The sequence below is a fragment of the Streptomyces sp. NPDC021096 genome, assembly GCF_040641275.1.
Classification (GTDB): domain Bacteria; phylum Actinomycetota; class Actinomycetes; order Streptomycetales; family Streptomycetaceae; genus Streptomyces.
Genome location: NZ_JBFADG010000001.1, coordinates 98,752 through 113,495, shown reverse-complemented (window position 1 = coordinate 113,495; position 14,744 = coordinate 98,752). Strand labels below are relative to the sequence as shown.

At 72.6% G+C, this 14,744-nt stretch carries 11 protein-coding genes; 10 read left to right on the top strand and 1 reads right to left on the bottom strand.

Translation table 11 applies throughout. From position 1 onward, the window contains the following. Nucleotides 1–45 precede the first annotated feature (45 nt). The 5 genes from AB0G59_RS00535 (at nucleotide 46) to AB0G59_RS00515 (ending at nucleotide 7,377) form a co-directional block, all read left to right on the top strand. Nucleotides 46–1,440, top strand: coding sequence for a class II fumarate hydratase (locus AB0G59_RS00535; RefSeq protein ID WP_360906523.1), 1,395 nt, complete (start codon nucleotides 46–48; stop codon nucleotides 1,438–1,440). Nucleotides 1,441–1,543: 103 nt separating this feature from the next. Beyond that, nucleotides 1,544–2,233 carry a DUF402 domain-containing protein gene (locus tag AB0G59_RS00530; RefSeq protein ID WP_360906521.1) on the top strand — a complete coding sequence of 230 codons (690 nt, stop codon included), beginning with the start codon at nucleotides 1,544–1,546 and terminating at the stop codon, nucleotides 2,231–2,233. A 115-nt stretch (nucleotides 2,234–2,348) separates the two neighbouring features. Continuing rightward, entirely contained in the window at nucleotides 2,349–3,023 is a 675-nt protein-coding gene (locus AB0G59_RS00525; RefSeq protein ID WP_360906519.1) for a class I SAM-dependent methyltransferase, read from the top strand. A gap of 41 nt (nucleotides 3,024–3,064) precedes the next feature. Beyond that, a complete protein-coding gene (locus AB0G59_RS00520; RefSeq protein WP_360906517.1) occupies nucleotides 3,065–5,767 on the top strand; it encodes a SpoIIE family protein phosphatase in 2,703 nt (900 codons plus the stop codon). Nucleotides 5,768–5,913: 146 nt separating this feature from the next. Then, a complete protein-coding gene (locus tag AB0G59_RS00515) occupies nucleotides 5,914–7,377 on the top strand; it encodes a catalase (protein WP_360906515.1) in 1,464 nt (487 codons plus the stop codon). Nucleotides 7,378–7,450: 73 nt separating this feature from the next. Here AB0G59_RS00515 and AB0G59_RS00510 read toward each other — a convergent pair whose 3' ends face one another. Continuing rightward, nucleotides 7,451–9,724: a transglycosylase domain-containing protein gene (locus AB0G59_RS00510; RefSeq protein WP_360906514.1), complete on the bottom strand. Its 2,274-nt coding sequence runs from the start codon at nucleotides 9,722–9,724 to the stop codon at nucleotides 7,451–7,453. 241 nt (nucleotides 9,725–9,965) lie between these two features. Between AB0G59_RS00510 and AB0G59_RS00505 the strand changes: the two genes are divergently transcribed. The 5 genes from AB0G59_RS00505 to AB0G59_RS00485 all read left to right on the top strand — a co-directional run bounded on the left by AB0G59_RS00505 (nucleotide 9,966) and on the right by AB0G59_RS00485 (nucleotide 14,731). After that, nucleotides 9,966–10,892, top strand: a complete 927-nt coding sequence (locus AB0G59_RS00505) for an SPFH domain-containing protein (RefSeq protein ID WP_360906513.1) — start codon at nucleotides 9,966–9,968, stop codon at nucleotides 10,890–10,892. Beyond that, entirely contained in the window at nucleotides 10,889–11,110 is a 222-nt protein-coding gene (locus tag AB0G59_RS00500; RefSeq protein ID WP_360906511.1) for a hypothetical protein, read from the top strand. Before AB0G59_RS00505 ends, AB0G59_RS00500 begins: the two co-directional genes overlap by 4 nt. 98 nt (nucleotides 11,111–11,208) lie before the next feature. Beyond that, nucleotides 11,209–11,733 carry a PadR family transcriptional regulator gene (locus AB0G59_RS00495; protein WP_360906509.1) on the top strand — a complete coding sequence of 175 codons (525 nt, stop codon included), beginning with the start codon at nucleotides 11,209–11,211 and terminating at the stop codon, nucleotides 11,731–11,733. Beyond that, the gene (locus tag AB0G59_RS00490; RefSeq protein WP_360906507.1) at nucleotides 11,730–12,416 is read left to right on the top strand and encodes an ABC transporter ATP-binding protein; all 687 of its coding nucleotides are present in this window, start codon (nucleotides 11,730–11,732) and stop codon (nucleotides 12,414–12,416) included. The genes AB0G59_RS00495 and AB0G59_RS00490 overlap by 4 nt, the downstream gene beginning before the upstream one ends. Further along, nucleotides 12,413–14,731, top strand: a complete 2,319-nt coding sequence (locus tag AB0G59_RS00485) for an ABC transporter permease (protein ID WP_360906505.1) — start codon at nucleotides 12,413–12,415, stop codon at nucleotides 14,729–14,731. Before AB0G59_RS00490 ends, AB0G59_RS00485 begins: the two co-directional genes overlap by 4 nt. The last annotated feature ends 13 nt before the right edge of the window (nucleotides 14,732–14,744 follow it).

Sequence of the window (14,744 nt, the reverse complement as noted above, 5' to 3'; positions counted from 1 at the left end):
ACGGTGAACGAGACAAACGCTTTGTTTGTCAGGAGGTAGAAGACGATGAGCGACAGTGGGCAGTACCGGATCGAACACGACTCGATGGGAGAGGTGCGGGTGCCCGCGGACGCCAAGTGGCGTGCCCAGACCCAGCGCGCCGTCGAGAACTTCCCCATCAGCGGGCAGCGCCTGGAGCGCGCGCACATCGAGGCGCTGGGCCGGATCAAGGCCGCCGCGGCCAAGGTCAACGCCGGCCTGGGGGTGATCGAGAAGGACGTCGCGGACGCCATCGGGGCCGCCGCCGAGGAGGTCGTCGGGGGCCGCTGGGACGACCACTTCCCCATCGACGTCTTCCAGACGGGCTCGGGCACGTCCTCGAACATGAACGCCAACGAGGTCATCGCCACGCTCGCCTCCGAGCGGCTCGGCCGCCCCGTCCACCCCAACGACCACGTCAATGCCAGCCAGTCGTCGAACGACGTCTTCCCTTCCTCCATCCACATCGCGGCCACCGCCGCCGTCACCGGTGACCTCATCCCGGCGCTCGACCACCTGGCCGCCTCGCTGGAGCGCAAGGCCGAGGAGTTCGCGACGGTCGTGAAGTCCGGTCGTACGCACCTGATGGACGCCACGCCCGTCACCCTGGGCCAGGAGTTCGGGGGGTACGCCGCCCAGGTCCGCTACGGCGCCGAGCGGCTGCGCTCCTCGCTGCCCCGGCTGGCCGAACTGCCCCTGGGCGGTACGGCGGTGGGCACCGGCATCAACACCCCGCCCGGGTTCTCGGGCGCCGTGATCGCGGAGATCGCGCGGACCACGGGGCTGCCGCTGACCGAGGCCCGCGACCACTTCGAGGCCCAGGGCGCCCGTGACGGCCTGGTGGAGACCAGCGGCCAGCTGCGCACCATCGCCGTCGGCCTCACCAAGATCGCCAACGACATCCGCTGGATGGGCTCGGGCCCGCGCACCGGCCTCGCCGAGATCAATCTGCCGGACCTCCAGCCCGGCTCCTCGATCATGCCCGGCAAGGTCAACCCGGTCATCTGCGAGGCGGTGCTGATGGTGGCCGCCCAGGTCACCGGCAACGACGCCACCGTCGCCACGGCGGGCGCCGCCGGAAACTTCGAGCTCAACGTGATGCTCCCCGTGATGGCGAAGAACCTCCTGGAGTCCGTGCGGCTGCTGGCCAACGCCTCCCGGCTGCTGGCCGACCGCACGATCGACGGCATCACCGCCAACGTCGAGCGGGCCCGCGAGTACGCCGAGTCCTCGCCCTCCGTCGTCACCCCGCTGAACCGGTACATCGGCTACGAGGAGGCGGCCAAGGTGGCCAAGAAGTCCCTTGCCGAGCGCAAGACCATCCGCGAGGTCGTCCTCGAATCGGGCTACGTGGACCGCGGGCTGCTGACGAGGGAGCAGCTCGACGAGGCCCTGGACGTCCTGCGCATGACCCGCCCGTAGGGCCGAGACAGGTCCCGGCGGGCGCGGGGCGCGCGCCCGCTGGACCGGACCTTTGCGGCGCACATCACGGCGCATTCGTGGCACGGGCACCTAAGATCTGCGCATGACAGCGGAGACGACGGACGACGCGACGGAAACGGCGGGCAGCGCCCACTGGGCGCCCGGGGACCAGATCCTCTGGCGCTACCGCTCCAATGCCTCCAGCGCCGTCCACATCTGTCGTCCCGTCACCGTGGTCCAGGACACCGACGAGCTGCTCGCGGCCTGGATGGCCCCCGGCACCGACTGCGTCAAGCCGCTGCTGGCCGACGGCACCCCCATCCACCACGAGCCCCTGGCCACGCGCTACACCAAGCCGCGCACCACCGCGGTCACCCGCTGGTTCGGCCCCGGTGTGCTCAAGCTCGCCCGGCCCGGCGAGCCCTGGTCGGTCTGGCTCTTCTGGGACCTCGACTGGCGCTTTCGGAACTGGTACGTGAATCTCGAGGAACCGCTCGCGCGCTGGGCCGGCGGCGTCGACTCCGAGGACCACTTCCTGGACATCGCCGTCTACCCCGACCGCAGTTGGGAGTGGAAGGACGAGGACGAGTTCGCGCAGGCGCAGCGTGCGGGCCTGATGCCCGCCGACCGGGCCGAGAAGGTACGGGCCGCCGGACGCGCGGCGGTCGAGCTGATCGAGTCCTGGGGCGCGCCGTTCACCGACGGCTGGGAGGGCTGGCGGCCCGACCCGGCCTGGCCGGTGCCGGCGCTGCCCGACGACTGGGATCGCACTCCGGCGCGCATCGGGGCGTGAATCGGGGCGTGAACCGCTTGCCGATCCCCCGCGAGACAACCGTAGGATCGGCCTCCGCGATACTGCACAGCACGGCACGATGAAAGACAGTCACAGTCACAGGAAGGGCGGAGCCGTGAGCGGTGACGACCAGCGGGACTACGCCGGCTACGCCCGGTTAGGCCTGGACCGCAGCGGTCAGGCCGAGGCGTTCGACGCCATCGGCGACCGCTACGACGAGGCCTTCCCGCACAAGGAGGGCCAGCTCGAGGCCGGTGCCTGGCTGGCCGCCGCCCTGCCGCCCGGCTCCCGCGTCCTGGACGTCGGCTGCGGTACGGGCCTGCCGACCGCACGTCAGCTGGTGGAGGCGGGCCACGAGGTCGTCGGCAACGACATCTCCCCCGGCATGCTCGACCTCGCCCGCGGCCATGTGCCGGATGCCGTCTTCCACTTGGGCGACCTCGCCGATCTGCGCGACGGGCGCCTGGGCACGTTCGACGGCATCGCCGCGTTCTTCGCCCTGCTGATGCTGCCGCGCCCGGAGATCCCGCACGCGCTGCGGATGCTGCACGACCTGCTCAGACCCGGGGGGCTGCTGGCGCTCTCGATGGTCGAGGCCGACGTCGACGACTACGCGATCCCGTTCCTGGGGAACACGATCCGGGTATCGGGTTACCTGCGGGACGAATTGCGCCAGGTCGTGCGTGACGCGGGATTCGACATCGCCGGGGAGAGCTCGCTGGCGTACGCCCCGGCGAGTACGGACGTACCACCCGAGATCCAGCTCTTCCTCAACCTGCGCCGCGCCTGACCGCGCGTGTGCGCACGGCCCCGACGGATGGAACCCCACGCGTGACGGAGCATCCCAACTCCCACGGAAGACAGCGCACCGCCGCCGCGCCGCGCTCGGGCGCCGACGTGCCCGGCGTCGGCGCGCGGCTGCCCCGGCAGCCCGACGGAACGGACCGTGCCGGCGAGCGGCAGCACCCCCACGCCGAGGCCCAGGCATGCGGCGACGCGTCGGCGGGGGCCTGCGTGACGCACTCCCCCGCGGACGGGAGCGCCCCGGACACCGACCGCGGAGCCCGCACGGAGAGTGCCTCCGCAGACCGCGGGACGCACGCCCCCGCGGACGAGAGCCCCCCGGACACCGACCGGGGAGCCCACGCGGAGAGCGCCTCCACGGACCGCGGGACGCACGGCCCAGCGGACGAGGGCGCCCCGGACGCCGACTACGGAACCCACGCCCCGGCGGACGCGGAGGACGCCCCCACGGACCGCGGGACGCACGCCCCCACCGGCACCGACGCCGGCTCGACGCCCGCCAGGGGCCGGGCAGCACGGCGGGACGGGGCAGGCGCCCCCGGCTCGGCGCCGGGCGAAACCCGTAGCACCCCCGGCACGGCGCCGGGCCGGACCCGCGCCGCCCGCGGCGGCACGGCGACCGGTCGGTCCCGGGCTACGCCCGCAGAGACCCCCGGCACCGCCCCCGGCAAGACCCCCGCCGCCACCCGCGCCGGCGCCCGGGCCGCGCGGCGGAACGCCGCTGCCGCGGCGGCTGGGCATGGTGCCGCCCACTCCGACCCGGCCCCGGCGGCCGGAGCGGCGCCCGCCGCGGGCCGTGGTCCGCGCGCGCAGGGCCGGCCCGCGGACGGCCGGACGCACGCCTCCCCCGCGTCCGCCGCCACCGGCGGCTCGGGCGGAGCCGGGTCGCGGCGGCGCGGTGGCGTGCCCGGTGCCGCCCGTGGTGCGGGCGAGGCCGGCCGGGGGGCGCCGCCCCGCGACGGGACCGGCGGGGACGGGCCGGGGACCGCCGACACCGTGCGGGCCCCCACGGGCACCTCCGGCGGCGGCGAGCGGCTGCGCTTCGTCGGCGCCGCGACGCGCCGCATCGCCCGCGGGATCGACCTGGACGAGATCGTGCTGGGGCTGTGCCGGGCGACCGTGCCGACCTTCGCCGACGCGATCCTCGTCTATCTGCGCGACCCCCTGCCCGTGGGCGACGAGCGGCCCGTGGGCCCCGTCGTGCTGCGGCTGCGGCGCACGGACCGGCTGCCCGAGTACGTCCGCGGCCTGGACGACGGCGACGGCCCGCCGGAGCGGCCCGACCCCGGGCCCGAGCTGGCCGTCGAGGCCGCGGAGCGGTGCGAGGTGGGCATAGGCGGGCCGCTCGCGGAGGTGCTGCGGGGTGTCCGGCCCGTCTTCGGGGACTCCTCAGCCGCGCGGGCGGCCCTGCCGGAGCTGCTGGGCGAGGACCGGCACGTACCGGAGCGGCACCGCACTATCCTGGCGCCGCTGCGCGGCCGACGACGGGTGATCGGCGCGGCGGTGTTCATCCGCCGCCTGGACCGGCCGCCCTTCGAGGGCGACGACCTGCTGGTGGCGGCGCAGCTGGCCACGCACACCGCGCTCGGCGTGGACAAGGCCGTCCTGTACGGCCGCGAGGTCTACATCGCGGACGAGCTGCAGCGCACGATGCTCCCCGACTCCCTGCCCCAGCCGACCGGCGTACGGCTGGCCAGCCGCTATCTGCCGGCCGCCGAGACCGCCCGCGTCGGCGGCGACTGGTACGACGCGATCCCGCTGCCCGGCAACCGGGTGGCGCTGGTCGTGGGGGACGTCATGGGCCACTCCATGACGTCCGCCGCGATCATGGGCCAGCTGCGGACCACGGCGCAGACGCTGGCGGGCCTGGACCTGCCGCCGCAGGAGGTGCTGCACCACCTCGACGAGCAGGCGCAGCGCCTGGGCAGCGACCGCATGGCCACCTGCCTGTACGCGGTGTACGACCCGGTCGCCCACCGCATCGTGATCGCCAACGCGGGCCATCCGCCGCCGGTCCTGCTGCACCGCGGCGGCCGTGCGGAGGTGCTGCGCGTGCCGCCGGGCGCGCCGATCGGCGTGGGCGGGGTGGACTTCGAGGCCGTGGAGCTGGACGCGCCGGCCGGGGCGACGCTGCTGCTGTACACGGACGGCCTCGTCGAGTCGCGGATACGGGACGTGTGGACCGGCATAGAGCAGCTGCGCGAGCGGCTGATCGACACGGCCCGGCTGACCGGCCCCAATCCGCCGCCGCTGGAGCCCCTGTGCGACGAGGTGCTGGGCATGCTCGGCCCCGGCGACCGGGACGACGACATCGCCCTGCTCGCGGCGCGCTTCGAGGGCATCGCCCCGAGCGACGTGGCGTACTGGTTCCTCGACCCGCGCCCCCAGACCGCCCGTCAGGCGCGCCGCCTGGCCCGGCGCGCGCTGACGCGCTGGGGCCTGGAAGAGCTGTCGGACGGGGTGGAGCTGCTGGTCAGCGAGGTGATCACCAATGCCGTGCGCTATGCGGAACGGCCGATAACGCTGCGGCTGCTGCGTACGGACGTGCTGCGCTGCGAGGTCGGCGACGACGTGCCGCAGCTGCCGCGGCTGCGGCAGGCCCGCCCCTCGGACGAGGGCGGGCGCGGGCTGTACCTGGTGAACAAGCTGGCCCGGCGGTGGGGCGCCACCCGCTTGAGCACGGGGAAGGTGGTGTGGTTCGAGCTGGCCCTGCCGGCTCACGGACGCTGAGGCGGCCGGGTTGGGCCGTACGGGGTGAAGTTCTGGACAGTGTCCAGGGCTCTGTTGCCGACACGCTGTCGGCAGGAGTTCACTGGCTCGGGTGGAGGGCGCGGCAGCAGCCCGCCCTCACCATTCCCCGTCCCGGGAGGCATCCCATGACCGACTCGGCGCAGAACACCCCGTACACCACGAACAACGCCGGCATCCCGGTGGAGAGCGACGAACACTCGCTCACCATCGGTGACACCGGCCCCATCCTGCTCCAGGATCACTATCTGATCGAGAAGATGGCCCAGTTCAACCGCGAACGGGTCCCCGAGCGGGTGGTGCACGCCAAGGGCGGCGGCGCCTACGGCACCTTCCAGGTGACCAACGACGTCAGCCAGTTCACCAAGGCGGACCTCTTCCAGCCCGGCCGGCGCACCGAGATGCTGGCGCGCTTCTCCACCGTGGCCGGCGAGCAGGGGTCGCCGGACACCTGGCGCGACCCGCGCGGGTTCGCACTGAAGTTCTACACAGCGCATGGGAACTACGACCTCGTCGGCAACAACACCCCGGTCTTCTTCGTCCGTGACCCGCAGAAATTCCAGGACTTCATCCGCAGCCAGAAGCGCCATCCGCGCACGGGGCTGCGCAACAACGACATGCAGTGGGACTTCTGGACGCTCTCCCCGGAGTCCGCGCACATGGTCACCTGGCTGATGGGCGACCGGGGCATCCCGAAGACCTGGCGCCACATGAACGGCTACAGCTCGCACACGTTCATGTGGGTCAACGGCGGGGGCGAGAGGTTCTGGGTCAAGTACCACATCAAGACCGACCAGGGCATCGACTTCCTCACCCAGGCGGAGGCGGACGAGCTGGCGGGCTCGGACGCCGACAAGCACCGCCGCGACCTGTTCGAGGCCATCGAGGGCGGCAACGCCCCCTCGTGGACGATGAACGTCCAGGTCATGCCGTTCGAGGACGCCCCGGGCTACCGCTTCAACCCCTTCGACCTGACCAAGGTGTGGCCGCACGGCGACTACCCCCTGATCGAGGTCGGCCGGATGACGCTCGACAGGAACCCGGACGACTTCTTCGTCCACATCGAGCAGGCCGCCTTCGAGCCGTCCAACCTGGTCCCGGGCATCGGCCCGTCCCCCGACAAGATGCTGCTGGGCCGGCTCTTCTCCTACCCCGACACCCACCGCTACCGCATCGGCCCGAACTACGCCCAGCTCCCGCCCAACCGCCCGCACTCCCCCGTGAACTCGTACGCCAAGGACGGCCCCATGCGCTACGAGCCGGCGAACACGGCCCGCCCGTACGCGCCCAACTCCTACGGCGGCCCGGCGGCCGACACCGACCGCTTCGGCGAGATCGCGGGCTGGGCGGCGTCGGGCGAGATGGTGCGCGAGGCCTACCGGCTGCACCGCGAGGACGACGACTGGGGCCAGCCCGGCACCATGGTCCGCCAGGTCCTCGACGACGCCGCGCGCGAGCGGCTGGTGTCCAACGTGGCCGGCCATCTGCGGAACGGCGTGAGCAGGCCCGTGCTGGACCGGGCGCTGCAGTACTGGCGCAACATCGACAAGAACGTGGGCGACCGCATCGCCACCAGGGTCAACGGCGGCTGAGCGCCGCACGGAAAAGGACCGGCCGCCCTCCCCGTGCGGGGAGGGCGGCCGGTCCTTTCGCCTGTGCGTCGGCTCAGGGGGTGGCGATGCCGCCGTTGGGGCGGGTGCCCGAGGGGTCGCCCGTGTTGCCGGTGGGCGCGGTGGGGCCCGGTGTCGGCGGGGTGGGCTTGGGCGGCGTCGGCTTGTTCGTCGGCGGCGTCGGCTTGTTCGACGGCGTCTGCCGGCCGGGCGTCGACGTCGGCGACTGGGTGCGCGGCGACGGCGTACCGGACGGGGTGTTGCGGCCGGCCGACGGGGTCGCGCCCACGGACGGGGTCCCGGCCGGCGCCTGCGGCGCCACGAAGCCGTCCTCGGTGTCCAGGTCGAACTTCGACTTGTCCTCGTCGTCGTCGAAGACGGAGGCGGTGTACGCGGCCCAGATCCTGGCCGGGTAGCCACCACCGTTGACGCGACCGCCGCCGCCGGTGCCCTGCAGGGAGACCTGCTTGCCGCCGGGGCCCTCGCCGAAGACACCGACGGAGGTGACCAGGCCGGGGGTGTAGCCGGTGAACCAGGCGGACTTGTTGTCGTCGGAGGTACCGGTCTTGCCGGCCACCTGGTACTGGCTGCTGCTGACGACGTTCGCCGTACCGTCGTCGACCACACCGGTCATGACGCCGGTGACGCCGTCGGCGGTGTTGCGGGAGACCACGCGCTGGTCGGTGACCGGGTTGGGGAGCTTGTACGCCTCACCCTTCCAGGACACGGACTTGATGATGCTGGGGTTGATCTTCTTGCCGTGGTTGTCGAGCGTGGCGTAGACGCCCGCCATCTCCAGCGGGCTCGCGCCCATGGAGCCCAGCGACAGGGAGGGGACCTCCTCGAAGTCGCCCTTCATGCCGAGCTCGACGGCGGTCTTCTTGACCTTGGAGAGGCCGACGTCGACGGCCATCTGCGCGAAGACGGAGTTGACCGAGTCGTTCATCGCCTTCTGGACGGTGACCGCGGGCTCCGAGTAGCCGTCCTCGTTCTCCGGGGCGAAGCCGACCGGAGCGCCCTTGTCCACGACGGGGCGCTTGTTGGTGCCCTCATAGGTGGTGGAGGAGGTGATCGGCTTCTTGTCCTGCGTCTTCGAGCCGTTCTGCAGCGCCGAGGCGAGGATCAGCGGCTTGAAGGTGGAAGCCGGCTGGAAGTCGCCGCGCGTGGCGTTGCTCGTCTGGTGCTTGATGAAGTCCTGGCCGCCGTAGAGCGCCACGACCTGGCCGGTCTTGACGTCCACGGACACGGCGCCGGGCTGCACATGGCCGTCGACCTCGCGGGCCTTGGGGTCCAGGTCGTCGGTCAGCTTGTGCTTGACCGCCTTCTCCAGCGCGGCCTGCTTCTTCGGGTCGATGCTGAGCGTGATCGTCCAGCCACCGGCCGCGAAGTCGCTCTCCGGGCGGCCCTGGCGCTTGAGGTCCCGGATCATCTCCTGCCGGGCGGCCTGGACGAGGTAGCCGTTCGAGCCGGTCAGGCCCTCCGGGGCCTTGGTCGGGCCGGGCGGCTGGAACTTCATCGTCTGGCGCTTGCCCGGGTCGAGCCACTTCTGCTCGACCATCTTGTCGAGCACGTAGTTCCAGCGGGCCTCGACGTTCTTCTTGCCGGCGTCGCTGGCCGTCCCCCAGTCGTACTGGCTCGGCGCCTGGAGCAGCGCGGCCAGGTAGGCACCCTCCTCGAGGGTGATCTTGTCGACGTCCTTGCCGTAGTACGCACGGGCCGCCGCCTGGATACCGGAGGCGTTGCGGCCGAAGTAACTGGTGTTCAGATAGCCGGCGAGGATCTCTTCCTTCGGCTTCTGGTCCTGGACCTTCAGCGAGATGATCAGTTCCTTCACCTTGCGGGTGACGGTCTGACGCTGGTCCAGGTAGTAGTTCTTGACGTACTGCTGGGTGATCGTCGAGCCGCCCTGCTTGCCGCGGCCCATCACGGTGTTGAGGATGCCGCGCGCGGTGCCCTTGAGGTCCACGCCGGGGTCGGTCCAGAACTTCTTGTTCTCGGCGGCGACGACGGCGTTCTGGACGTCCTTGGGAACCTTCGTCAGCGGGACTTCCTCGCGGTTGACCTCGCCGAGGCGGGCGATCACCTCGCCCTTCTGGTTCTTGTAGACGTTGCTCTGCGCCTTCGCGGCCTCGTTGCCCTTGCCGGGCACGTCCACGTACAGGTACAGGGCGTAGAACGACCCCAACCCCAGGGCGATCACACCAAGGAAGTAGGCAAGCAGCAACTTCCAGGTGAAGAACCGGCGTATGCCGGTCTTCTTGGGCTTCTTGCCGCCCCGTTCAGGGCTACTGCCCTTCTTCTGCGCTCGTCGCGCGTCCGCTCGGCCCATCTCTCCCGTAGCTCCAGTCCGTCCGCCCCCAACCCAGCTCACGAAGCTAACACCGCATCTGCCGCCAAACGCCCATCGATCACGGCAATAACGGACGTGACATACAGCACCCCGGATGGCGGGAACCCGGTACGGCGTAGTGCGGGAAACCGTACAGGGCGATAATGTGCTATCACTTTGCTAGACAGTGCGAGGCACGCTCCGGCCGCCGCGCAGCCAGCATGAACAGGGGGGCTCACCCATGTCCGAGACCACTTCCGGCACCACGCCGGACACCACGTCGAGGCCGCCGGTCCGCGAGGTCGCGGCCAATGACATCGGCGGCGGCCTGGCCCTGCTGCTCGGCCTCGTGGGGCTGCTCGCCGGCGCCGGTGCCGTCGTCGCGGGAGCCGTCATAGGCAAGCCCCTCTCCGTGGCGCTCATCCCCGTCGGCATCCTCGTGGCCCTCGCCGCGGTCATCGCGATGTGCGGGCTGAACACCGTCTCCCCGGGCGAGGCCCAGGTCGTCCAGCTCTTCGGCCGCTACCGCGGCACGATCCGCACCGAGGGCCTGCGCTGGGTCAACCCCTTCACCAGCCGCGAGAAGCTCTCCACCCGGGTCCGCAACCACGAGACCGCCGTACTGAAGGTCAACGACGCGTACGGCAACCCCATCGAGCTGGCCGCCGTCGTGGTGTGGCGGGTGGAGGACACCGCGCAGGCGATGTTCCAGGTGGAGGACTTCCAGGAGTTCGTCTCCACCCAGACCGAGGCGGCCGTGCGGCACATCGCCATCGAGTACCCCTATGACGCGCACGACGAGGACGCCCTCTCGCTGCGCGGCAACGCCGAGGAGATCACCGAGAAGCTCGCCGCCGAGCTGCACCTGCGGGTCCAGGCGGCCGGCGTGCGCATCATCGAGTCGCGCTTCACCCACCTGGCCTACGCACCCGAGATCGCCTCGGCGATGCTCCAGCGCCAGCAGGCGGGCGCGGTCGTCGCAGCCCGCAAACTGATCGTGGAGGGCGCGGTCGGCATGGTGGAGCAGGCCCTGGAGCGGATCAGCGAGCAGGGCATCGTGGAACTGGACGAGGAACGGAAGGCGGCCATGGTCAGCAATCTGATGGTGGTGCTGTGCGGTGACCGGGCCGCCCAGCCCGTCCTGAACACCGGCACCCTCTACCAGTGACGGAGGACCGGCCCCGACGGCCGCAGCAGCGCAAGCAGGTGCTGCTGCGGCTCGACCCGCTTGTCCACGACGCGCTGAGCCGCTGGGCGAACGACGAGCTGCGCAGCGCGAACGCGCAGATCGAGTTCCTGCTCCGCAAGGCCCTGGCCGACGCCGGCCGGCTGCCGAAGGACGTCGGCGCGATCCGCAAGCAGGGCCGCCCACCGAAGTCGGAGTAACCGGGACGAAGCCGGAGCAACCGGGCATCATCCGGGGCTCCGGCTTCTTCGTGCACGCCTATACACAGCGTGTATACACGCGATGTAGAGTCCTTTCCATGTCTATCGGACACACGCTCCTCGGCCTGCTGGAGTCCGGCCCCCGCCACGGCTACGACCTCAAGCGCGCCTTCGACGAACGTTTCGGTCACGACCGGCCCCTGCACTACGGCCAGGTCTACGCGACGATGTCGCGACTGCTGAAGAACGGCCTGGTCGAGGTGGACGGGGTCGAACAGGGCGGCGGCCCGGACCGCAAGCGCTACGCCATCACCGACGCCGGTGTCACCGACGTCGGGCAGTGGCTGGCCCAGCCCGAGAAGCCCGAGCCGTATCTGCAGTCCACGCTCTACACGAAGGTCGTTCTCGCGCTGCTGACCGGCCGCGACGCGGCCGACCTCCTCGACGGCCAGCGCTCGGAGCATCTGCGCCTGATGCGCGAGCTCACCCGGCGCAAGCGCGGCGGCGACCTCGCCGACCAGCTCATCTGCGACCACGCGCTCTTCCACCTGGAGGCCGATCTGCGCTGGCTGGAGCTGACCGCCGCCCGCCTGGAGCAGCTCGCCCAGGCGGTGCGCACATGACGCCCGCCGGGTCGATCCTCGCCGCCACGGGCCTGCGCAAGTCCTACGGGCTGACCGTCGCGCTCGACGGCGCGGACTTCTCCGTACACCCCGGCGAGGTCGTCGCCGTCATGGGCCCCTCCGGCTCCGGCAAGTCCACCCTGCTGCACTGCCTCGCGGGGATCGTGCGCCCGGACGCCGGCTCCGTGCGCTACGGCGACCACGAGCTGACGACGATGCCGGACGCCGGGCGCAGCGCCCTGCGCCGGGGCGACTTCGGCTTCGTCTTCCAGTTCGGCCGGCTCATACCCGAGCTGACCTGCGTCGAGAACGTCGCCATGCCGCTGCGGCTGGGCGGCGTCCGGCGCAAGGACGCCGAGGAGCAGGCCCTGCGGTGGCTGGAGCGCCTGGAGGTGTCCGACACCCGCGCCCAGCGCCCCGGCGAGGTCTCCGGCGGCCAGGGCCAGCGCGTCGCCGTGGCCCGGGCCCTGGTCACCGCCCCGCGGGTGATCTTCGCCGACGAGCCCACCGGCGCTCTGGACTCGCTCAACGGCGAGCGCGTGATGGAGCTGCTGACGGACGCCGCGCGGGAGACCCGGGCGGCCGTGGTGCTGGTCACGCACGACGCCCGGATCGCCGCCTACTCCGACCGCGAGGTCATCGTGCGCGACGGCAGGGCACGGGACATGGCGGGTGCGCGGTGACCGTCTTACGCGGCTGGGCCCGCGACCTGGCCATGGGGGTGCGCTTCGCCGTCACCGGCGGCCGCGCGGGCCTGCTGCGCACCGCCCTGACGGCGGCGGGCGTCGGCATCGGTGTGGCGTTGCTCCTGTTCGCCGCCGCGCTGCCGCAGGCGCTGGACGCCCGGAACACCCGGGCCGAGGCACGCGGGGACGACGGCCGGACGGCCGACCGGGCCGGTACGGCGACCCTGCTGGTGCAGGAGGCCGACACCGTCTACCGGGGCCGGAGCATCCGGGGCCGGCTGCTGCGGCCGGAGGGGCCGCGGGCGCCGAAGCCGCCGGGCGTCACCGCACTGCCCGCGCCGGGCGAGATGGCGGTCTCCCCCGCCCTGCGCGATCTCCTCGCCTCCGAACGCGGGGCGCTGCTGCGCGAGCGGCTGCCCCACCGCATCGCCGGCACCGTCGGCGACCAGGGGCTCAAGGGCCCCGACGAGCTCCTCTACTACGCGGGCGACGACCGTCTCGCCGTCCGCGGCCACCTCCCGACCAAACCCTCACGCATCGCCGCTTTCGGCGACGGCTTCGGCGAACCCCGGCCCGGCCCCGCCGAGACGCTGCTGGGCGGCATGGCCTGCGCGGCCCTGCTGCTGCCGGTGTGCGTGCTCATCGCCACGGCCGTGCGGTTCGGCGGCGAACGCCGCGATCGCAGGCTCGCCGCCCTACGGCTGGTGGGCGCGGACAACCGCACGACGCGCCGCGTCGCGGCCGGCGAGACGGTGTGCGCCTCGCTGCTCGGCCTCGCGCTCGGCGGGGCACTCTTCGCCGGCGCCCGGCAGTTCGCGCCACGGTTGTCCCTGCGGGGCACCGGCTTCTTCCCGGCCGACTTCACGCCGGGCCCCTTGTCCCTCGTCCTGATCGTGCTCGGGGTGCCGCTGGCGGCCGTCGTCATCGCCCTGTTCGCGCTGCGCGCCGTCGCCATCGAGCCGCTGGGCGTGGTGCGCGGGCAGGCGCGACCGCGGCGCCGGATGTGGTGGCGGCTCGCCGTGCCCGTGACGGGCCTGGTGGTGCTGGCGCCGTACGCCCTCCGGCTCCGCATCGCGGCGGAGGAAGGGATGCTCGACTACCGGGGTCTGGGTGCGGTCGTCGGCAGCACGCTGGTCCTCCTGGGCGTCGTCACGCTGCTGCCCTGGCTGGTCGAAGCCGTCGTCCGCCGGCTGCGCGGCGGCCCGCCGTCCTGGCAGCTCGCCATCCGGCGGCTGCAGCTGGACAGCGGCCCCGCCTCCCGGGCCGTCACCGGCATCACCGTCGCGGTGGCCGGTGCGATCGCGGTACAGACACTGCTCGCCGGCGTGGGCGCTCCCGCGTCGTCGCCGTGGGCCGAGGGGCGGGACGTCGTCGGCGTGTCGATGCGGCTGGGGCCCGAGGACGACGTACGGGCGCTCGCCGAGCGGTTCCGCGGCACGCGGGGTGTCCGGTCGGTGGCCGGCCTGACCCACCTCCCGGTGGCACGGGCCGGCGACCGCGGCATCGTCACGCTCGCCGTCGGTGACTGCGCGTCCCTGCGCCGGGCGGCCGGGCTGGAGTCCTGCGCGGACGGCGACGTCTTCGTCGTCGACCGGGGCACCCCGCGCAACCCGGTGCCGGTGCGGCCCGGCACGGACCTCAGCCTGCGGCGCGACGGCGGGGACGGGCCGCGCTGGACCGTGCCGGCGACGGCTCCCGTGGTGACGCGGCAGGACACGTCGGACTTCCGGCCGGTCGACGCGGCGGTGCTGGCCACCCCTTCCGCCGTCGACGTCCGCGGCCTGCCGGACGCCGGCGCCGACCTGCTGGTCCAGCTCCTACCGCCGTTCCCGGACACCCTGGAACACGTCCGCAACACCAGCGCCGCCATCGGCCCCGGTCATGAGATCCGGTACCTCCCCGACCAGGACGGGTCCAGTGAGTACGGCACCATGCTGGGCATCCTGCCCTGGGCGGCGGCCATGACCCTGGGCCTGGTCGCGACGAGCCTGCTGCTGACCACGGTGGAGCAACTGCGCGAACGCAGGCGGCCGTTGGCCACGCTCGCCGCGTTCGGGACGCCCCGCTCGACCGTGGCCTGGTCGGTGGTGTGGCAGACCGCCATCCCGGTGGCCCTCGGCATGCCGCTCGCCGTCCTGGGAGGGCTCGCCCTCGGCCGGTCGATGCTGTCGCCGTTCGACGTCCCCGTACCGGACCGGTTCGCCTTCCTGCCCGTCGTGGGCCTGGGCCTCGGCGTCATCGCGCTCGTCACGCTCGCCGCGCTGCCACCGCTGTGGCGCATGATGCGCCCGGACGGACTCCGGGCGGAGTAGACCGCACCGGAAG

What these genes read in the sequence shown, in the direction of transcription:
- AB0G59_RS00510 (WP_360906514.1), bottom strand. Translation starts at nt 9,724, where the DNA reads ATGGGCCGAGCGGACGCGCGACGAGCGCAGAAGAAGGGCAGTAGCCCT.
- AB0G59_RS00495 (WP_360906509.1), top strand. Translation starts at nt 11,209, where the DNA reads ATGTCTATCGGACACACGCTCCTCGGCCTGCTGGAGTCCGGCCCCCGC.
- AB0G59_RS00515 (WP_360906515.1), top strand. Translation starts at nt 5,914, where the DNA reads ATGACCGACTCGGCGCAGAACACCCCGTACACCACGAACAACGCCGGC.
- AB0G59_RS00535 (WP_360906523.1), top strand. Translation starts at nt 46, where the DNA reads ATGAGCGACAGTGGGCAGTACCGGATCGAACACGACTCGATGGGAGAG.
- AB0G59_RS00505 (WP_360906513.1), top strand. Translation starts at nt 9,966, where the DNA reads ATGTCCGAGACCACTTCCGGCACCACGCCGGACACCACGTCGAGGCCG.
- AB0G59_RS00490 (WP_360906507.1), top strand. Translation starts at nt 11,730, where the DNA reads ATGACGCCCGCCGGGTCGATCCTCGCCGCCACGGGCCTGCGCAAGTCC.
- AB0G59_RS00530 (WP_360906521.1), top strand. Translation starts at nt 1,544, where the DNA reads ATGACAGCGGAGACGACGGACGACGCGACGGAAACGGCGGGCAGCGCC.